We start from the raw sequence: 18,529 nt of genomic DNA, 5'->3' as shown, positions 1-18,529 counted from the left end.
CATTGCCGGCTTTCAGGGAGAGGGTCCTACAGTTTCTGGGCCAGCCGGTAGTAGGCGGCGTTCCAGCGCAGTTCACGCTGGAAGTCCCGCAGCGTCGTGTCAGCGTCGATCCGCAGCAGTTCCACCTCGGCGATGTCCGCGAAGTCCTCGAAGACCTCGAGGCCCACCGCGGTGGTGAGGACGGTGTGGTGCGCGGCCCCGGCGCTGAGCCACGCGGCCGCGGAGGTCTCCAGGCTCGGCTCCGGCTTCCACACCGCGCGGGCCACCGGCAGGTTGGGGAGCGGCGCGTCGGGCGGCACCACCTCGACGGCGTTCGCGGTGAGGCGGAAGCGGTCGCGCAGGTCCGACATCGCGACGACGACGCCCGCGCCGGCATCCGTGTCGAACACGAGGCGCACGGGGTCCTCCTTGCCGCCGATCCCCAGCGGGTGCACCTCGAGGGAAGGCTTCGCGGTGGTCAGGGTGGGGCAGATCTCGAGCATGTGCGCACCGAGGATCTTCTCCTCCCCCGGCACCAGGTGGTACGTGTAGTCCTCCATGAGGGAGGCGCCGCCCGGGAGTCCGGCGCCCATGACCTTCGCGGCCCGGACGAGGACGGCGGTCTTCCAGTCGCCCTCGGCACCGAAGCCGTAGCCGCGCGCCATGAGGCGCTGGACGGCGAGGCCGGGCAGCTGCCGGAGCGCGCCGAGATCCTCGAAGCTGGTCGTGAAGGCCCCGAAGCCGCCCTCCTCGAGGAAGGAGAGCAGGCCGAGTTCCTGCCGGGCGCCGTAGCGCAGCGACTCGTGCCGGTCCCCGCCGCGGCGGAGCTCCGGGACCACGTCGTACGTCTCCTCGTACTCGGCGACGAGGGCATCGACGTCGGCCTCCGACTGGGCCTCGACGGCGGCGACGAGGTCGTTGACGCCCCACGTGTTGATCGAGACGCCGAAGCGCAGCTCGGCCTCGGTCTTGTCCCCCTCGGTGACGGCGACGTTGCGCATGTTGTCGCCGAAGCGGGCCACCCTGAGGTCGTGGACGGCGGCCCAGCCGGCGGCGGCCCGCTGCCAGGACGCGATCCTCGCGCAGACGTCGGGACTGGACACGTGCCCCACGACGGTCTTCCGCGGCACCCCGAGGCGCGACTGGATGTAGCCGAACTCGCGGTCCCCGTGGGCGGCCTGGTTGAGGTTCATGAAGTCGAAGTCGATCTCGCCCCACGGCAGCGCCACGTTGATCTGCGTATGCAGGTGCAGCAGGGGCTTGCGGAGGGCGTCGAGCCCCGCGATCCACATCTTCGCGGGACTGAAGGTGTGCATCCAGGCGATCACCCCGATCGCGTGGTCCGCGGCGTTGGCCTCCAGCGCCATGCGCCGGATCGAGGCGGAATCCTTCAGGGTGGGCTTCCAGACCACCTTCACGGGCAGGCCGGACTCCCCGAGCAGGCGGACGATCTCCTGTGACTGCTCGGCGACCTGCTGCAGTGTCTCCTCGCCGTAGAGCTCCTGGCTGCCCGTGAGGAACCAGACTTCGTAGGCGTCGAGGGTGGTGCTGAGGGGGCTCATGCGGGGGCTCCTGGGATGGCGGGCTGGCCGTACACGTTCTGGTAGCGGTCGAAGAGTGAGTCGATGTGCTCGGGCTGGATGCCGGTCGGCGTGCCGAGCTGGCGGGAGATGTGGACGGTCCGGGCGGCGTCCTCGAGCATCACGGCGGCCTTGACGGCGTCCTTCGCGTCCCGGCCGATGGTGAACGGGCCGTGGTTCTTCATCAGCACGCCGCGGGAGCGGTGATCGGTGAGCGTCTCGACGATGCCGCGCCCGATGGAGTCGTCCCCGATGACCGCGAACGGGCCCACGGGGATCTCCCCGCCGAACTCGTCCGCCATGGCCGTGATGACGCAGGGGATCGGCTCGCCGCGCGCAGCCCAGGCGACGGCGTAGGTGGAGTGCGTGTGCACCACGCCGCCGACGTCGGGCATGTTCCGGTAGACGTAGGCGTGCGCCGCGGTGTCGCTCGACGGGGCGCGCTCCGAGCCCGCACTTCCCGGGACGACGGTGCCGTCGAGGTCGCAGAGGATCTGGTTCTCCGGCGTCAGCTCGTCGTAGCCGACGCCGGAGGGCTTGATGACGAAGAGGTCCGCTCCGGGCACGCGGCCCGAGACGTTGCCGCCGGTCCAGACGACGAGTCCGTAGCGCACGAGCTCGGCGTGCAGGCCGGCGACGTCCTTCCGGACCGCGGTGATGGCCGCTTCGACGGCCGGGCTGAAGGTGCTCATACGGCGATCGCCTCCTGCCGGGTGAGGGCGGACCGGCGCAGGGCCTTGAGCCGGTGCATGACGTCGTTGGCGCCGCGCCCGAAGTAGTCGTGGAGGGCGGTGTACTCGCGGTACAGGGCGTCGTACGCGGCGGCGCGCCCGGCGTCGGGCGTGTACGCGGCACGGTCCAGGCGGCCCATCGCGGCGGCGGCCGCGTGGATGTCCTCGTAGGCACCGGCGGCGACGGCGGCGTGGATCGCCGACCCGAGGGCCGGGCCCTGGGCGCTGCCGATGACCGAGATGGGCATGTTGAGCACGTCGGCGTAGACCTGCATGAGGAACGGGTTGCGGATGAGGCCCCCGGCGGCCACGAACTCGGTGACGGGCACGCCGGAGGCGTTGAACGTCTCGACGATCGTCCGGGTGCCGAAGGCCGTCGATTCCAGGAGTGCGCGGTAGATCTCGTGCGGCCGGGTGGCGAGCGTCAGGCCCACGATGGTCCCGGACAGTTCGTGGTCCACGAGCACGGAGCGGTTGCCGGAGTGCCAGTCGAGCGCGACGAGGCCGTGCGCCCCGACGGGCTCCGCCTGCGCCTGCGCGGTCAGGTACTCGTGGACGCTGAGTCCCTGCGCCTCGGCGTCGTCCCGGACCTCCCCCGGGACCTGGTGCGCGACGAACCAGGCGAAGATGTCGCCGACGCCGGACTGGCCGGCCTCGTAGCCGTAGGAGCCCTCGACGATCCCGCCGTCCACGACACCGCACATGCCGGGCACCTCGGCGAGCCGGTCCGAGTTCATGACGTGGCACGTCGAGGTGCCCATGATGGCCACCATCTGGCCCGGGTCCGTGGCCTGGGCGGCGGGGGCGGTGACGTGGGCGTCGACGTTCCCGACGGCGACGGCGATGCCCGCCGGCAGTCCGGTCCAGCCCGCGGCCTCCTCGGACAGCGTCCCTGCCTTCGAGGCGAGGGCCCCGATGGTGTGCTCCACCTTGTCGCGGGCGAATCCGGCGAACTCCGGGTTGAGCGCCGCGAGGAACTCCTCGGAGGGGTAGGCGCCGTCCTGGTAGATGCCCTTGTACCCGGCGGTGCAGGCGTTGCGCACGTACCGGCCGGTGAGCTGCCAGACGATCCAGTCGGCGGCCTCCACCCAGTGGTCCATGCGCTCGTACAGCTCGGGGTCCTCCTCGAGCAGCTGCAGGCCCTTCGCGAACTCCCATTCGCTCGAGATCAGTCCGCCGTAGCGCGGCAACCAGGCCTCGCCGCGTCGGGCTGCGAGCTCGTTGATCCGGTTGGCCTGGCCCTGGGCGGCGTGGTGCTTCCACAGCTTCACGTAGGCATGGGGGCGGCCCTCGTAGCCGTGCACCTCGTTGAGGGGTGTGCCGTCGGCGAGCGTGGGCACCATGGTGCAGGCCGTGAAGTCCGTGGCGATCCCGATGACGTCCTGCGGGTCGATGCCCGCCTGCCGCACGGCGTCGGGGACGGCCGCGCGGAGGACGTCCACGTAGTCGGAGGGCACCTGCAGGGCCCACTCGGGCGGGAGCTGCTCCCCCGTCGCGGCGAGCGTCGAGTCCATCACGGCGTGCGGGTACTCGAGCGTCGAGGCGCCGAGCTCGGCGCCGTCGGAGACACGGACGACGACGGCGCGCCCGGACAGGGTGCCGTAGTCGACGCCGATGACGTAGGTGGGCCTGCCGGCGCCCTCGGTCGGCGCGGATGCGCCCAGGGTGGAGTCACTCAAGGGAAGGACCTCTTTGTTCTTCTCGGGACTGCAGGCAGTGCCCTGATGGATCGTGGTGCGGTGCAACCGGTTAATGTGACCGTTCACATCTGCGGTCACCAGTGTGTGCCCTGCCCGCCGGATGTGTCAACGTGCGTGGAGGAGGTGTCGGGTGCGAGGGCGTCAGCCCTGGAGGCGGGCCGTGGAGGAGCGGAGCACGAACTCGGGCCGCACGTCGGCGGCCGCCCCGACCGGCCCGGGGGCTGCGGCCGAGCCCGGCGCGCCGATCAGCCCGAGCAGCCGCGCGACGCAGCGTCGGCCGAGTTCGGGGAAGTCCTGCCGCACCGTAGTGAGCGGAGGCCAGTAGTGGGCGGCCTCGGGGACATCGTCGAAGCCCACCACGCTGATGTCCTCGGGCACCCGCAGTCCGTGCTCGCGGAAGGCGTGCATCAGCCCGAGCGCCATCTGGTCGTTCGAGGAGAAGACGGCGGTGATCCCGGGGTCCCGGACCAGCGCGAGCCCGGCCCGGTAGCCGGATTCCGCCGTCCAGGTGCCGGAGAGGAGGGGCTCCGGCACCAGCCCCCACGCCTCCATCTCGGTACGGTACCCGCGGATGCGGGCGTCCGTCTCGAACCAGCCGTCCGGCCCCGCCACGTGCGCGATGCGCCGGTGGCCCAGCTCGAGCAGGTGGCGGGTGGCGAGGACGGCCCCGCCGGACTGGTCCACGGACAGCCGGTGGTCGTCAGGGGCCCGCGCGGAGTGCACCGTCACGAAGGGCAGCGTGATGGACAGCCGCTCGATCTCCTCGACCGTCAGCGCCTGCGGCGCCAGGATGATGAAGCCGTCCACGCCGTGGGCCAGCAACCGGTCCAGGGCCGCCCGGATCGACCCGCCGTCGACCTCGTCGAGGTGCGCCACATCCACGGCGTACCCCGCCTGGCGCGCTGCGCTGTCGATGGCCTGCAGGCTCGCCGCGGGCCCGTACTCGAAGCCCTTGCCGACGAGCACGCCGATGGTGGTGGAACGGCTGGTCACGAGCGCGCGGGCCGCACGGTTGGGGCGGAAGCTGAGCTCGTCCATGGCGGCCAGGACGCGGTCACGCGTCTCGGGGCGGAGGCTCGGGTGGCCGTTGATCACCCGGGAGACGGTCTGGTGCGAGACCCCGGCCCGCCGTGCCACGTCCCGGATGTTGGCGGCACGTACCTCCGGGGGCCGGGCCCCCTCCGCAGGGCGGGACGGCTCGGCGGGGCGGGAGGCCTCGGCGTCAGTGGGCGTCGACAATGGTCTCGTTCCGCGCGAAGCGCCTGTTCCGCAGGACGGGCAGGAACTCGCGGACGTCGTCGACCCTGCGCCGTGTCACCTCGACAGTGACGACGCCGCGCTCCTCGTCCTCGAGGTGTGCCTGCGGGACCCCCATGGGGTCGATGACGGCGGAGTGGCCGATCGTATGGCCGCTGGAGGTCCCGGCGGCCGCCACCCAGACGGTGTTCTCGATGGCCCGCGCCTTGAGCAGCGTCTCCCAGTGCTCGATCTTGTGCTCACCCTTGAACCAGGCGGCCGGCACGCAGATGAGGTCTGCCCCCGCGTCGGCGAGCGCCCGGGCCTGCTCGGGGAACCGGAGGTCGTAGCAGGTCATGAGCCCCACCCCGAGGCCGCCGATCCGGGCCACCGTGATGCCGCCGTCGCCCGGCTTGATGCGCGTGGACTCCTGGTAGCTGAAGGCGTCGTACAGGTGCAGCTTCCGGTACGTGTCCACGATCCGGCCGGTCCCGTCCACGAGGACGAGTGTGTTGAAGGGCCGCCCCTCGCCGCTGGGCTCATAGCCCCCGGCGACGACGGCGATGGAGTGCTCGGCGGCGATGAAGGACAGCTGCTGGACGAAGGAGGTCCAGGTGGCCTCCACGGCCTGCTGGAGGGAGCCCTCCACCCGGCCGACCGTGAACATCGACTCCTCGGGGAAGACGATGAGTTCCGAGCCCCCGGCGGCGGCCTCCGCCGCGAGGTCCCGCATCACGGCGAGGTTCGCCGCGGCGTCCCCGCCGGGCCTGAACTGACCGACACTGACCAACATGTTCCCGCCCTCACGTGTGGATGACACCTGATCTCCAGCGTACAGACCCCGTCCAGCACGCCGGAGTAGCCTTCGTCCCATGAGGAACCCGGTGAAGAGACAGCGCGTGCAGCCCGGCCCCGGCCAGGAGTCCGTGTGGGACTACCCGAGGCCGCCGCGGGTGGAGCGGACGACGGCGAGGATCGAGGTGCGGTTCGGCGGAAAGCTGATCATCGGCACGGACGACGCCGTCCGGGTCCTGGAGACGAGCCACCCGCCGGTCTACTACCTGCCGATCGACGCGTTCGCACCCGGGGTCCTGGTGCCCGTCGACGGCACCACGCAGTGCGAGTTCAAGGGTGCCGCGAGCTATTTCGACGTCGTCGCCGGGACCGCCCGCAGCCCGCGCGGCGCCTGGACCTATCCCACCCCGGTGCGCGGGTACGAGGACCTGGTTACGCGCGCGGCGCTCTACCCCTCGCGGATGGACGAATGCACCGTGGACGGCGAGCGGGTGCAGTCCCAGGAGGGCGATTTCTACGGCGGGTGGATCACCGCGGCGATCGTCGGCCCGTTCAAGGGCGGCGCGGGGACCTGGGGCTGGTAGCGCTGGGGGCACCGCCGTCCGGAGGGCGCGTCCAGCGGACGTTCAGGTGGCACCGCTATCGTCGCAGGCTGACCATCGCACGCAACGCAAGGACAGGCTCAGCATGACCATCAAGGGAACAATCCTGGGCCGGCGCCTCATCGCAGCCGCGTTCGTCGGCTCCATCGCGGTCCTCGGCGGGTGTGGTGCCGCGGGCGACGAGCCGGAGGGCGCGGCCGCATCGAGCTCGGCGCCCGCACCGGACGAGTCGGCCGCCGCCCAGCCGGAGCCGGACCTCGAGGGCCTCCCCGACGTCGTCGCCGTCGTCAACGGCACCGAGATCAAGAAGGACGAGTTCACCACGGCCTACGAGGGCCAGTTCCCGCAGGCGGCCGCCCAGGCGCAGGCCGGCGGCCAGGAGGTGGACCAGGACCTCCTGAAGACGACCGTCGCGGACAACCTCGTGAGCACCGAACTGCTGCGGCAGGAGGCGGACGAGCGCGGCATCGAGGCCACGCCCGAAGCCCGGGCCGCGGCGATCGAGAACCTGCTGGAGACCAGCCAGCTGGGTTCCGAGGAGGAGTTGCGCGCCGCCTTCGCCGAGCAGGGGCTCGACGACGCCGAGTTCGACTCCCAGCTCTCCGACCAGGTGAAACTCGACGCGCTCCTCGAGGAGGAGGCCGGCGACACGACACCCACCGACGAGGAGATCCAGGAGGCCTACGACGCCGCGACGGCCCAGCAGGAGGCCGGTGGGGCCACCGCGTCGCCGCTGCCCCCGCTCGACGAGGTGCGCGACGAGATCGAGGAGCAGCTCAAGGGCGGCAAGACGTCCGCGGCCGCCGAGGCCCTGATCGCGCAGCTGCGTGAGGGCGCGGACATCACCGTCAACCTGTAGCCCGGACCGGCACCCCGGACGGCAGCGGCCCCCTTCGCAGGACGAAGGGGGCCGCTGCCGTGTGGTCGATCGGTCAGTTGATGAGGTCGTTGACCACGATGGTCTGGTCGCGGTCCGGGCCGACGCCGATGGCCGAGAACCGGGTCCCCGACAGCTTCTCGAGGGCGCGCACGTAGGTCTGCGCGTTGTCGGGCAGGTCCTCGATGGCCCGGGCGCCCGTGATGTCCTCGGTCCAGCCGTCGAAGTACTCGAAGATCGGCTTGGCGTGGTGGAACTCGGTCTGCGTCATGGGCATCTCGTCGTGCCGGACGCCGTCCACGTCGTACGCGACGCACACCGGGATGCTCTCGATCCCCGTGAGGACGTCGAGCTTCGTCACGAAGTAGTCCGTGAAGCCGTTGACGCGCGACGCGTGGCGCGCCAGCACGGCGTCGTACCAGCCGCACCGGCGGGGCCGGCCCGTGTTGACGCCGAACTCGCCGCCGGTCTTCTGCAGGTACGTGCCCATCTCGTCGAAGAGCTCCGTGGGGAACGGCCCCGCACCCACGCGGGTGGTGTACGCCTTGATGATGCCGATCGAGCGGGAGATGCGCGTGGGGCCGATGCCCGAGCCGACGGACGCGCCGCCGGCGGTGGGGTTCGACGACGTCACGAACGGGTAGGTGCCGTGGTCGACGTCCAGGAAGGTCGCCTGGCCGCCCTCCATGAGGACCACCTTGCCGGCGTCGAGCGCCTCGTTGAGCACGAACGTGGAGTCGATGACGAGGGGGCGCAGGCGGTCGGCGAAGGAGAGGAAGTAGGAGACGACCTCCTCCACCTCGACGTCGCGGCGGTTGTAGACCTTGACCAGCAGTTCGTTCTTCTGCTTGAGCGAACCCTCGACCTTCTGGCGGAGGATCGACTCGTCGAAGACGTCCTGGACGCGGAGGCCCAGGCGGGCCACCTTGTCCATGTAGGCCGGGCCGATGCCGCGGCCCGTGGTGCCGATCGCGCGCTTGCCGAGGAAACGCTCGGTGACCTTGTCGAGGACCTGGTGGTACGGCGCCACGAGGTGGGCGTTGGCGGAGACGCGCAGCTTCGAGGTGTCCGCGCCGCGGGCCTCGAGGCCGTCGATCTCCTCGAACAGCGCCTCGAGGTTGATGACGCAGCCGTTGCCGATGATCGGCACGGCGTTCGGGCTGAGGATGCCGGCGGGAAGGAGCTTCAGCTCGTACTTCTCGCCGTTGACCACCACGGTGTGCCCGGCGTTGTTGCCGCCGTTCGGCTTCACGACGTAGTCGACCCGGCCGCCCAGCAGGTCAGTGGCCTTGCCCTTACCCTCGTCGCCCCATTGGGCTCCGACAATGACGATTGCTGGCATGGGATCCTCCCCCATCAGGTACGGGTTCCTCCCGCGCTACCGCGGAAAGTACGCCGTGCATCAGAACGCCCCAACCGGTCGCACGCAGGGTGCGGCCACTGGGGCTCTTACCGTCCGAGTTTAGCCGAGGGGCTCGGGGAGTGCCGCAAAAGCTCCAACCGTGACGGTTGCGGTTCCGTTGCGACTGCTCCCTCCCGCGGGCGTCGGGACGCCGCCGGACGCCCGCGGGCACAATGGGGGCATGGACCGCTTCGAAGGACACATCGCCGGCATCGGCACCGCCTCGGGTACCCGCCTGGTGATCGGCCGGTGGGACACCTCGCCCTTCGGCTCCTTCACCGACGTCATGATGGAGGACGCGGCGGGCCGGCGCACGCTGCTCGCGCCCAGCGCCGGGATCGCGGACTACGTCGGCGCCACGTACGCGTTCGACGACGTGCTGCTCACCCCCGTCTCCTCGGCCCTCGCGGGCGGCCGGCTCGTCGTCGACGCCGGGGACCTGCAGGTCCTCGCCGAGCTCGGCGGCGTGACGCTGCTCGGGCGTCTCCTCGGCCTGGTCCCGCGGCGCCTGGCCACGCACCCGCGGTGGCTCGCGCTGATCAACCCGGTGGCCTCGCTGCTCGTGAAGGGCGTGGCGACGGCCGGCTCCGCGGGGCAGGGCCGCACCGAGTACTACGGCGTCACCTCTGCCCGGGCCGTCCGCGGCGTGACCGCGACGTGGCGCGATGCGGACCTCGGCGCCCTGGCCCCCGTGAGCCCGCCCGTCCGGTTCGGCTTCAGCTCGGCGCCGCCCCGCCCGCAGCTGGTGACGGTGACGACGACGATCCGCCGCCCCGGGGAGTGACCGGGCGCGCGGCGTCGTGCACGCGGGTCGACCCCTGGGTGTGGCGTCGTGCACGCGGTCCAGCCGCCGGACTGCGTGTCGGGGCGCGACGCGCCGCGGTCCGATGCCCGTCCCGTCCGAAGCCGTGCACGGCGACACGCCGACCATCAGCGTTCGGTCTGCACCCGGTCCCGGGCCACCCGGTAGTGCGGCCAGTAGCGGACGTTCCCGGGGAGCACGGGCACCACGAGCCGGGTGGTCCGGCGGAGGACGGCGAACACCACCCGCTCGCGACGCCGCCACGGGAGGCCGTACGCCTCCCGGAGCCGCGCGGGCAGGAGGCCCGCCGCCAGGATGGAGGGCAGCGGCCGGAGCGGCGCCGGGATGATCGGCGGTTCCGGTGCGAGGATCTGCCGGGCGATCAGGCGGGCCGCGGGACCGGCGTCGAGCGTTTCCCGGAACTGCCGGGCGACGTAGCGTTCGAGGCCGCGGTAGTCCTCGGGCAGCACGGCGTCCGTCACGCCGAAGAGGTGGGCCAGCTGTGTCATGTCCCGGTAGTAGGCGTCGCATTCCTCCGCCGTCGTGGGGCGCAGGAAGCGGTCCCTCACCTGGAGGGCCGTCCACACGAGGGTCGCGAACACCCAGAGCGCGAGCCCGGGATCGGTGGCGCTGTACGGGGTGCCGGCGGGCACCGATGCGCTGGAACGGACCAGCGTCCCCGTGACCGGGCGGTGCTTCCGCGCCACATGTCCTGCGGCAGCGCGTACCTGCGCCCGGTCCCCGAACGTCACCGTCAGGACGGCGTCGAGCGTTCCCCGCAGTCGCCGGAGGGGATCGGTGGTGAAGTCACTGTGGGCACGCACGCCCTCGCCGACGAGCGGGTGCGCCACCTGCAGCAGGAGCGCCGCCGGCCCGCCCGCCATGACGAGGCGCTCACGTGCGATGCGCCACGCCGTCGAGCCCGGTCCGAAGAGACCGGCGTCCCCGGCGTCCCCGGGAGCGGGCGCGGGCGGGAAGAACCGGGCAAGGCCCCTCATGCTGTCCCGTCCGCGCGGAGCGCCGTCGTCCTGTCCGGCGTCCCCGATGCTCTCGTCGCTGTCGGCGTCCGCCCGGTCCGGCAGGTCCCGGGTGGGCGATCGGGCGCCCTGGTGCGGGCCTCCACGGAGGACCGTACCACTGCCGGGACCCGCGCGGCGCGGGTGGATCAGATGGAGTAGTCGGACCCCGAGTTCGTCGAGGCGATGTACTCGCGCACCGCGCTCTGCGGCACCCGGTAGGAGCGCCCGAACCGGATGCTGTGGATCGTCCCGGCCTGCACCAGGCGGTAGACGGTCATCTTCGATACCCGCATCATGGCAGCGACCTCCGCCACCGTGTACAGGTCGCTGGTACTCACGTTCGTAGCCATGCTCACCACTGCTCCCATCCGCCTCACCACGTTGCGTGGAGCTTTTAACAGTGGTCGCGTTGGCAACAGCGGCACAAGGACCAGCACTACTCGTTTATCGGTTTCGCATCCGGGTAGGACTGTGCCGTACGGCCCCGGAGGGCAGAAAAGACGGGCCCGCCGCAGCGGAACCCGTCTTCTCTGCCGTCTCGTCGGGGAGGTCAGCCGGCGAGCTGGGCGCTGGCTTCCGGGTCCGATTCCCTGAGGAACGCCGCGATCCGCTCGGCCTCCTCGATCTCGCCGATGGAGGCCGCGGCCCGGCCGAGGGCGAAGAGGGCCCGGAGGAAGCCCCGGTTCGGCTCGTGCGAGTACGGGATGGGCCCGGTCCCGCGCCAACCGCTGCGCCGCAGCGCGTCGAGGCCGCGGTGGTAGCCGGTGCGCGCGTAGGCGTAGGACTCGATGGTCCGGCCCTCCGCGTACGCCTCGTCCGCGAGGACGGCCCATACGAGCGACGACGTCGGGTGCGCGGCGGCGAGGTCCACGGCCTCGTCGCCCGCAGCGAGGCGCGCGACGACGTCGGGTTCCTCGGGCAGGAGGGTGGGCTCGGGGCCCAGCAGGTTCTTGCGGAATTCGTCCGACACGGCGCTAGAGCTTCTTGCCGGCGGAGCCGAGGGCGGTTGCGGCCTCGACGACGCGTGCCGCGAGGCCCGCCTCGGCCGCGGCACCCCAGACGCGGGGGTCGTAGGTCTTCTTGTTGCCGACCTCGCCGTCGACCTTCAGGACGCCGTCGTAGTTGCGGAGCATGTGGTCCGCGACCGGGCGCGTGAACGCGTACTGGGTGTCGGTGTCGATGTTCATCTTGATGACGCCGTAGGAGACGGCGTCGGCGATCTCCTGGTCCGAGGAGCCGGAGCCGCCGTGGAAGACGAGGTCGAACGGCTTGTCCTTGCCGAGCTTCTGGCCCACCTTGTCCTGGATCTCCTTGAGGATCTCCGGGCGCAGCTTCACGCCGCCGGGCTTGTACACGCCGTGCACGTTCCCGAAGGTCAGGGCGGTGATGTAGCGGCCGTGCTCACCGGCGCCGAGGGCGTCGATGGTCGCGAGGGCGTCCTCGACCGTCGTGTAGAGCTTGTCGTTGATGGCGTTCTCCACGCCGTCCTCCTCGCCGCCGACGGTGCCGATCTCGACCTCGAGGATGATCTTCGCGGCTGCCGCGCGGGGAAGGATCTCGCGGGCGATCCGCAGGTTCTCCTCGAGGGTCTCCGCCGAACCGTCCCACATGTGCGAGTTGAAGATGGGGTCACGGCCGTTCTTCACGGCCTCCTCGGACGCGGCGAGCAGGGGCAGCACGAAGTCGTCGAGCTTGTCCTTCGGGCAGTGGTCGGTGTGGAGGGCGATGTTGACGTCGTAGTTCTTCGCGACCTCCTTGGCGAAGGCCGCGAAGCCGAGCGAACCGGCGACCATGTCCTTGACGCTCGCGCCGGACCAGTACGCCGCACCGCCCGTGGAGACCTGCACGATGCCGTCGGAGCCCGCCTCGGCGAAGCCGCGCATCGCTGCGTTGAGGGTCTGCGAGGAGGTCACGTTCACGGCCGGGAACGCGAAGCCGCCCGACTTCGCGCGGTCGATCATCTCGGCGTAAACATCAGGGGTTGCTATAGGCATGCTGAGGACTCCTTCGTGGTGGTGAGTGCTTCGGTTCATCCTAGCGAGCGGACCCGCCGGGCGCAGGGGCGCGGGCGGGATGACGGCGGGTGATGACGGGGAGGGTCAGACGGGCTGGCCGAACACGTGCCGGCGCACCCAGCCGTGCATGGCGATCGCGGCGGCCGCGGACGCGTTGATGGACCGCGTGGACCCGAACTGCGCGATCGAGAGGGTGGCCTCCGCCGCGTCGTGGACCTCCGGGGTGAGGCCGGGCCCCTCCTGCCCGAACACGAGCACGCACTTCTCCGGGAGGTCGTAGGTCTCCAGGGGCACGGAGTCCGGGAAGTTGTCGATCCCGATCACGGCCAGCCCCTCGGACGCCGCCCAGGCGGTGAAGTCCGCCACGGTGGGGTGGTGGCGGATGTGCTGGTAGCGGTCGGTGACCATCGCGCCGCGCCGGTTCCACCGGCGTCGTCCGATGATGTGGACCTCCCGGGCGAGGAAGGCGTTGGCCGTCCGCACCACGGAGCCGATGTTGAGGTCGTGCTGCCAGTTCTCGATGGCCACGTGGAAGCCGTGCCGCCGCTCGTCGAGGTCCGCCACGATCGCCTCGTGCGTCCAGTACCGGTAGGCGTCGACGACGTTGCGGGTGTCGCCGGCGGCCAGCAGGTCACGGTCCCAGTGCTCGCCATCGGGCGCCTCACCCGCCCACGGGCCCACGCCGACGGTCGGGGCGGGTGTCCCGTGGGCGGGGTCGTCGATCGCATCGATGGGGTCGGGTATCTCCGGCAGGGGTTCATTCACCGTTCAAGCGTAGACGGCACCAAAGGTGGGAGACTGGCAGCGGCAGCTCCCCTGTACACCTTGGAAAGGAAGCCCCATGCGCGAGAACGAACACATCGAGTGCTGGCTCACGGACATGGACGGCGTCCTGGTGCACGAGAACCAGGCCATCCCCGGCGCGGCCGAGCTGCTCGAACGGTGGGTGGCCACCTCGAAGCGCTTCCTCGTCCTGACGAACAACTCGATCTACACGCCGCGCGATCTCGCCGCACGCCTCAAGGCGTCAGGGCTCGAGATCCCGGAGGAGAACCTGTGGACGTCGGCGCTGGCCACGGCGCAGTTCCTGCGGGACCAGCTGCCGGGCGGGCGGGCCTACGTGATCGGCGAGGCGGGGCTGACGACGGCGCTGCACGAGGCCGGCTTCGTCCTCACCGACACGAATCCCGACTACGTGGTGCTCGGCGAGACCCGCACCTACTCGTTCGAGGCGATCACCAAGGCCGTCCGCCTCATCCTCGACGGCGCGCGGTTCATCGCCACCAACCCGGATGTCACCGGCCCCTCGAAGGAGGGCCCGCTGCCCGCGACGGGCGCCATCGCGGCCATGATCACGGCCGCGACGAGCCGCGACCCGTACATCGTGGGCAAGCCCAACCCGATGATGTTCCGTTCCGCGATGAACCGGATCGACGCGCACTCCGAGACGACGGCGATGATCGGCGACCGCATGGACACCGACATCATCGCCGGCATGGAGGCGGGACTGCACACGGTCCTGGTGCTCAGCGGCATCACCCAGCCGGAGGACATCGACGCCTACCCCTTCCGGCCGGCGCAGATCTGCAGCTCGGTGGCGGAACTGATCGACCAGGTCTGATCCGGGCTCAGAAGAAGCGCTTCCAGCCGCCGCCCCGCAGCACCGGCACGTACTCGCGCTGCACGGCCGAGACGACGTCCTGGTAGATCGCCGGGTTCCACTGCGGGCTGGCGTGCGCGGGCAGGGCGCCCTCCGTCCGGTGGTCCACCGAGACCACGTTGTCCGGCAGGGAGCGCGCCCAGCCGGCGCGGGCCGTCACGTAGTCGACGACGCCGTCGTTCGGGTTGCCCGCGAAGACCACCTTCGTGTCGCCGAGGGAGAGCCGGAACCGCGAGACGTCGAAGTGGTAGATGTACGAGGACTCGGTCTGGATGAGCTCGCTGCTGGGTGCGAGCGGCGAGAGCTGCTCGAGCGTCTGGTCCACGATCTGGCTCCAGGTCCGCTCGTTCTTGTGGACGATCCGCTCCCCGAGCTCGTACGTGCCGCGCAGGCTGATCGGCACGCGCACGCCGGCCTCGTAGAGGAGCACCACGCCGTCGAACATGCGCTGGTCCAGGACGTCGTAGCGGCTGGACGGCGAGGAGTCGAGGAGGATGAGCTCCACCGGGATGCCGCGGTCACGCAGGCGTGCCGCGACCTCCACCGCCACCATGCCGCCGAAGCTGTGGCCGTAGAAGTAGAGCTTCTCGAGCCGGAAGTTGTCCACGTAGCGGTTCATGGTGGCCACGACGTTGTTGATGTCCAGGCCGCGGTTGGAGTAGCCCATCACCGCCATCTGCGCCCGCCGGGACAGGGCAGGGCGCAGCGAGTTGAGGATCCAGAGCCCCTCCTCCCAGCTCGTCTTGTAGCCCGGGAACAGCACCCAGCGGTCGTTGGGGAACCGCGCGCGGGCGTCCTCGTCGTCGAGCGGGAGGATGCGCGTCTGGTCCCGCTGGGACTGGATGACGCGCGTGGTGACGAGGTCGGCCGCCACCACGGCGGCCGCGGCGGAGCCGATCAGGAAGGAACGGCGCGAGGACTCGCGGAAGTCACGCGCCTGCCGCAGCGCGCTGCCGTCGTCGTCCTGCACGTGGATCTCCGGATCGGGCGCGGGCGTCCCGGTCAGGCGAGGCCCAGCTCGTCCTTGCCGAAGGCGAAGAGGTAGGGCACCCCGGCCTCGGACTCGATGCGCTCCTTCGACCCGGTGTCGCGGTCCACGATCACGGCGACGGCGCGCACGTCACCGCCTGCGCGGCGCACACCCTCGACGGCGGTGAGCGCGGATCCGCCGGTGGTCGAGGTGTCCTCGAGCACGACGACGGGGCGTCCGGACACGTCCGGCCCCTCCACCTGGCGCGCCATGCCGTGGGTCTTCTGGGTCTTGCGGACCACGAAGGCGTCGATCGGACGGCCTGCCCGGGCGGCGGCGTGCATCACGGCGGTGCCCACCGGATCGGCGCCCATCGTCAGTCCGCCGGAGGCCTCGAACGCGATGCCGGCGTCGTCGAGCAGTTGCAGCATGACGCGGCCCACGAGCACGGAGGCCTCGTGGTGCAGCGTGATACGGCGGAGATCGATGTAGTAGTCGGCCTCGACCCCGCTCGAGAGCGTGACGCGCTCGTGGACCACGGCGAGTTCCCTGATGAGCTCCAGGAGGCGGGAGCGGTCGGCGGTCGGCGCGGTCTCGGCGGTCATGGGCCAAGTCTATCGAGGGCAGGGCCCCCTCACGCGTCGCGCCCCGCCCCCTCCGTACGTCGAGCCGGCCGCGGGGCCATGGGCCGCGGTCGGCGGCGCTGCGGTGACCGGCCACGGTCCCCCTCCGGGGTCTTCGAACCGATCCGGGCTGCGACAGACGGCGTGTCGCGACAGGACACGCCCTTCCGACGCCCGATCTCCCCGGAACCGGTACGGCCCTGTGCCCGGCCGCTCCCGGAGGAGGTTGTCCACGTACCGGAACCCGGCAGCCCGCCGCGGCCGCTCCTCGTGTGGACTCGCCCCATGGATGCCATCGTCGCCCTGCGTCGCGCGGGGTCGGTCGCCAGGACCGGCCGGCTGCTCCAGCAAGGGGTCACCCGCCGGCAGGTCGCGGCTCTGATCCGGTCAGGGGTCGTCATCAGGCCGTGCCGTGGAGTCGTCGCCCTGCCCGACGCACCGGAGGATACCGTCACCGCAGTGCTCCACGGCGCCAGGCTCACCTGCGCCTCGGCGGCACGGCACTACGGGCTCTGGCTCCTGCATCCACCCGGCGCCCTTCATCTGGCCTCGCACGCCCGCGAGGACGAGCGCCACACGCATCACCACCGGCCGCTGTCGGTGCCGGTGCACCCGCACCTGCCGCTGGTGGGCAGGGTCGACGCCCTGCTCCATGCCCTGCACTGCCTTCCGGCGATCGACGCGGCCGTGATGGTCGAGAGCTCCCTGCGGCGCGGAGACACCACGCGGGCCTTCCTGCTCGAGCGCCTCCGCGGCAACCGCAACGGACCGGCGCGCGCCGCACTGGACCTCGTCACAGGGACGGGCGAGTCGGCTCTCGAGGTGGTGGCGCGCGTCCTCTTCCTGGCGGCGGGTCTCGGCGTCGAGACGCAGGTCCAGCTCGACGGCGTGGGCCGCGTGGATTTCCTCCTGGAGGGCTTCCTCGTGGTGGAGGTCGACGGCGATGCGTACCACTCGGACCGGGCGGCCCGCCGACGGGACAGGGGCCGCAACAACATGACCGTCGTCGGAGGCTACCTGGTGCTCCGGTACGGCTACGAGGACATCATGTTCCACCGCCAGGACGTGCTCGCCCAGGTCCTCGCGGTGCTGGGCGGGCGTCCGATCCGGTGACATGTTCCGGCGCCGACCGCGCCCGGCCATGCTCCCCCTCCGGGGTCTTCGGCCCGCGTCAGGCCCTCCCAGGGGCGTGTCGCGCCCGACCATGCTCCCCCTCCGGGGTCTTCGGCCCGCGTCGAGTCCTCTCAGGCGGCGTGTCGCGACCCGACACGCCCCTCAGTACGGCAAAGCCCCCGCGCTCAGTACGCCCCGCCGCCGGTCACCCGCCGGCACTCGCCGCGTCGATCGCCTCCGGGGAGAGGACATGGGAGATGGCCAGGACCGCCGCGCCCGCCACACCCGCGCTCTGGCCGGATACCGACGGCACGATCCGCAGGTGCTCCGTGGCCAGTGGCAGCGACCGCGTGTACACGACCTCGCGGATCCCGGCGAGCAGGTGTTCGCCGGCCTGGGCGAGGGAACCGCCGATCACGACGACCGAGGGGTTGATGAGATTCACGCACATCGCCACCACATCACCGATGTCCCGACCCGCCTGCCGGATGGCCTGGAGTGCCGTGGCATCCCCGGAACGCACCAGGTCGATCACGTCCTGGCTGCCGGTGAGGCCCGTCCGGGCGGGTCCGCCGAGCGCGGCCGCGAGCGCCGGACCGCTGGCCACGGCCTCGAGGCACCCGGTGTTCCCGCACCGGCACGGGGTGTCTCCCCCGGCAGCGACCCGGACATGCCCCAGATCGCCCGCCGTGCCCTGCGCCCCGCGCTGCAGCACGCCGCCCGAGATGATGCCGGCGCCGATGCCGGTCGCCACCTTGATGAACATGAGGTCACCCACGTCCGGCCAGTTGCTGCTCTGATCGCCCAGCGCCATGATGTTGACGTCGTTGTCCACGAGGACGGGGACGTCGAAGCTCGCCCGGACGAGCCCCGGCACGTCGAACCTGTCCCAGCCCGGCATGATCGGCGGGTTGATCGGGCGCCCGGAGTCGTGCTCCACCGGACCGGGCAGGCCGATGCCGATGGCGGCGAGGTCCCCCGCGCCGCGGTCCGCCGACCGCAGGAGCCGGTCGATCGCCGAGACGAGCCAGCCGAGGACGGCGTCGGGCCCGTCCGCGATGCTGATGTCCTGCCGTTCCCGCGCGAGCTCCTCGCCGGCCAGGTCCGTCAGGATGACGACGGCGTGGGTGGCCCCGAGGTCCGCGCCGATCACCACGCGTGCCGAGGGGTTGAGCGCGAACAGGGACGGCGGCCTGCCCCCGGTGGAGGCGGCACCGCCGAGGGGTGACACGAGGCCGAGTCCCATGAGGATGTCCACCCGGGCGGCGACCGTGGAGCGGGCGAGGCCCGTGATCTGGGCGAGCTCGGCGCGCGTGCGGGGCCGACCGTCGCGCAGGACCTGGAAGATCTCACTGGCGCCCGACGGCGGGATGGGCGTCCGCGGGCGCGGACCGCCGTGGCTCGTCAGTGCCGGTGCCGGCTGCG

General features: G+C 71.5%; 19 protein-coding genes. 5 read left to right on the top strand and 14 right to left on the bottom strand.

All coding sequences use genetic code 11. From position 1 onward, the window contains the following. Positions 1-26: 26 nt before the first annotated feature. The 5 genes from araA to MWM45_RS01555 all read right to left on the bottom strand — a co-directional run bounded on the left by araA (position 27) and on the right by MWM45_RS01555 (position 6,019). Positions 27-1,541: an L-arabinose isomerase gene (gene araA, locus MWM45_RS01575; protein ID WP_247827839.1), complete on the bottom strand. Its 1,515-nt coding sequence runs from the start codon at positions 1,539-1,541 to the stop codon at positions 27-29. Beyond that, positions 1,538-2,251, bottom strand: a complete 714-nt coding sequence (locus MWM45_RS01570; RefSeq protein ID WP_247827838.1) for an L-ribulose-5-phosphate 4-epimerase — start codon at positions 2,249-2,251, stop codon at positions 1,538-1,540. The genes araA and MWM45_RS01570 overlap by 4 nt, the downstream gene beginning before the upstream one ends. Continuing rightward, on the bottom strand, positions 2,248-3,969 hold the full coding sequence (gene araB / locus MWM45_RS01565) for a ribulokinase (protein ID WP_247827837.1): 1,722 nt from the start codon (positions 3,967-3,969) through the stop codon (positions 2,248-2,250). Before araB ends, MWM45_RS01570 begins: the two co-directional genes overlap by 4 nt. A gap of 162 nt (positions 3,970-4,131) precedes the next feature. Further along, positions 4,132-5,136 (bottom strand): LacI family DNA-binding transcriptional regulator, encoded by a 1,005-nt coding sequence (locus MWM45_RS01560; protein WP_418909784.1) that lies wholly within the window; start codon positions 5,134-5,136, stop codon positions 4,132-4,134. 76 nt (positions 5,137-5,212) lie between these two features. Beyond that, positions 5,213-6,019, bottom strand: a complete 807-nt coding sequence (locus tag MWM45_RS01555; protein ID WP_247827835.1) for a carbon-nitrogen hydrolase family protein — start codon at positions 6,017-6,019, stop codon at positions 5,213-5,215. Positions 6,020-6,110: 91 nt separating this feature from the next. Between MWM45_RS01555 and MWM45_RS01550 the strand changes: the two genes are divergently transcribed. Next, positions 6,111-6,605 carry a DUF427 domain-containing protein gene (locus MWM45_RS01550; protein WP_247827834.1) on the top strand — a complete coding sequence of 165 codons (495 nt, stop codon included), beginning with the start codon at positions 6,111-6,113 and terminating at the stop codon, positions 6,603-6,605. A 103-nt stretch (positions 6,606-6,708) separates the two neighbouring features. After that, entirely contained in the window at positions 6,709-7,482 is a 774-nt protein-coding gene (locus tag MWM45_RS01545; RefSeq protein ID WP_247827833.1) for a SurA N-terminal domain-containing protein, read from the top strand. A 73-nt stretch (positions 7,483-7,555) separates the two neighbouring features. Here MWM45_RS01545 and MWM45_RS01540 read toward each other — a convergent pair whose 3' ends face one another. Continuing rightward, on the bottom strand, positions 7,556-8,842 hold the full coding sequence (locus MWM45_RS01540; protein ID WP_247827832.1) for an adenylosuccinate synthase: 1,287 nt from the start codon (positions 8,840-8,842) through the stop codon (positions 7,556-7,558). A gap of 241 nt (positions 8,843-9,083) precedes the next feature. On the opposite strand from MWM45_RS01540, the gene MWM45_RS01535 reads away from it, so the two are divergent. Next, on the top strand, positions 9,084-9,686 hold the full coding sequence (locus MWM45_RS01535) for a hypothetical protein (protein ID WP_247827831.1): 603 nt from the start codon (positions 9,084-9,086) through the stop codon (positions 9,684-9,686). Positions 9,687-9,832: 146 nt separating this feature from the next. Here MWM45_RS01535 and MWM45_RS01530 read toward each other — a convergent pair whose 3' ends face one another. The 5 genes from MWM45_RS01530 to MWM45_RS01510 all read right to left on the bottom strand — a co-directional run bounded on the left by MWM45_RS01530 (position 9,833) and on the right by MWM45_RS01510 (position 13,491). Then, complete coding sequence (locus MWM45_RS01530; protein WP_247827830.1) at positions 9,833-10,702, bottom strand: oxygenase MpaB family protein; 870 nt, start codon at positions 10,700-10,702, stop codon at positions 9,833-9,835. A gap of 167 nt (positions 10,703-10,869) precedes the next feature. Further along, positions 10,870-11,079: a helix-turn-helix domain-containing protein gene (locus MWM45_RS01525; protein ID WP_418909715.1), complete on the bottom strand. Its 210-nt coding sequence runs from the start codon at positions 11,077-11,079 to the stop codon at positions 10,870-10,872. Between the two features lie 194 nt (positions 11,080-11,273). After that, the gene (locus tag MWM45_RS01520) at positions 11,274-11,693 is read right to left on the bottom strand and encodes a DUF3151 domain-containing protein (RefSeq protein ID WP_247827829.1); all 420 of its coding nucleotides are present in this window, start codon (positions 11,691-11,693) and stop codon (positions 11,274-11,276) included. A gap of 4 nt (positions 11,694-11,697) precedes the next feature. After that, entirely contained in the window at positions 11,698-12,717 is a 1,020-nt protein-coding gene (gene fbaA, locus MWM45_RS01515; protein WP_247827828.1) for a class II fructose-bisphosphate aldolase, read from the bottom strand. Between the two features lie 105 nt (positions 12,718-12,822). Then, positions 12,823-13,491: a TrmH family RNA methyltransferase gene (locus MWM45_RS01510; RefSeq protein WP_418909783.1), complete on the bottom strand. Its 669-nt coding sequence runs from the start codon at positions 13,489-13,491 to the stop codon at positions 12,823-12,825. Positions 13,492-13,579: 88 nt separating this feature from the next. Between MWM45_RS01510 and MWM45_RS01505 the strand changes: the two genes are divergently transcribed. Further along, the gene (locus tag MWM45_RS01505) at positions 13,580-14,359 is read left to right on the top strand and encodes an HAD-IIA family hydrolase (RefSeq protein ID WP_043443097.1); all 780 of its coding nucleotides are present in this window, start codon (positions 13,580-13,582) and stop codon (positions 14,357-14,359) included. 7 nt (positions 14,360-14,366) lie between these two features. Here the strand turns inward: MWM45_RS01505 and MWM45_RS01500 are convergent, their stop codons facing one another. Next, entirely contained in the window at positions 14,367-15,368 is a 1,002-nt protein-coding gene (locus MWM45_RS01500) for a thioesterase domain-containing protein (RefSeq protein WP_247827827.1), read from the bottom strand. A 32-nt stretch (positions 15,369-15,400) separates the two neighbouring features. Beyond that, positions 15,401-15,973 (bottom strand): orotate phosphoribosyltransferase, encoded by a 573-nt coding sequence (gene pyrE / locus MWM45_RS01495; protein WP_247827826.1) that lies wholly within the window; start codon positions 15,971-15,973, stop codon positions 15,401-15,403. Positions 15,974-16,276: 303 nt separating this feature from the next. Here pyrE and MWM45_RS01490 point away from each other — a divergent pair, with 303 nt between their 5' ends. Beyond that, entirely contained in the window at positions 16,277-17,104 is an 828-nt protein-coding gene (locus MWM45_RS01490) for a DUF559 domain-containing protein (protein WP_247827825.1), read from the top strand. A 205-nt stretch (positions 17,105-17,309) separates the two neighbouring features. On the opposite strand, the gene MWM45_RS01485 is transcribed toward MWM45_RS01490, so the two are convergent. After that, positions 17,310-18,512 carry an ROK family transcriptional regulator gene (locus MWM45_RS01485; protein WP_418909782.1) on the bottom strand — a complete coding sequence of 401 codons (1,203 nt, stop codon included), beginning with the start codon at positions 18,510-18,512 and terminating at the stop codon, positions 17,310-17,312. Positions 18,513-18,529 lie beyond the last annotated feature (17 nt).

Origin of the sequence: Arthrobacter antioxidans (assembly GCF_023100725.1) — a bacterium.
In the GTDB taxonomy this organism is placed as follows: domain Bacteria; phylum Actinomycetota; class Actinomycetes; order Actinomycetales; family Micrococcaceae; genus Arthrobacter_D; species Arthrobacter_D antioxidans.
The sequence above is the reverse complement of the archived record's forward strand: the minus strand, read 5'-3'. Positions and strand labels throughout refer to the sequence as shown.

Bases quoted from the DNA above. Each gene is read 5' to 3' on its own strand.
- MWM45_RS01540 (WP_247827832.1), bottom strand. From the start codon at position 8,842: ATGCCAGCAATCGTCATTGTCGGAGCCCAATGGGGCGACGAGGGTAAG.
- MWM45_RS01545 (WP_247827833.1), top strand. From the start codon at position 6,709: ATGACCATCAAGGGAACAATCCTGGGCCGGCGCCTCATCGCAGCCGCG.
- fbaA (WP_247827828.1), bottom strand. From the start codon at position 12,717: ATGCCTATAGCAACCCCTGATGTTTACGCCGAGATGATCGACCGCGCG.
- MWM45_RS01555 (WP_247827835.1), bottom strand. From the start codon at position 6,019: ATGTTGGTCAGTGTCGGTCAGTTCAGGCCCGGCGGGGACGCCGCGGCG.
- MWM45_RS01535 (WP_247827831.1), top strand. From the start codon at position 9,084: ATGGACCGCTTCGAAGGACACATCGCCGGCATCGGCACCGCCTCGGGT.
- araA (WP_247827839.1), bottom strand. From the start codon at position 1,541: ATGAGCCCCCTCAGCACCACCCTCGACGCCTACGAAGTCTGGTTCCTC.
- pyrE (WP_247827826.1), bottom strand. From the start codon at position 15,973: ATGACCGCCGAGACCGCGCCGACCGCCGACCGCTCCCGCCTCCTGGAG.
- MWM45_RS01505 (WP_043443097.1), top strand. From the start codon at position 13,580: ATGCGCGAGAACGAACACATCGAGTGCTGGCTCACGGACATGGACGGC.
- MWM45_RS01490 (WP_247827825.1), top strand. From the start codon at position 16,277: ATGGATGCCATCGTCGCCCTGCGTCGCGCGGGGTCGGTCGCCAGGACC.
- MWM45_RS01570 (WP_247827838.1), bottom strand. From the start codon at position 2,251: ATGAGCACCTTCAGCCCGGCCGTCGAAGCGGCCATCACCGCGGTCCGG.
- MWM45_RS01530 (WP_247827830.1), bottom strand. From the start codon at position 10,702: ATGAGGGGCCTTGCCCGGTTCTTCCCGCCCGCGCCCGCTCCCGGGGAC.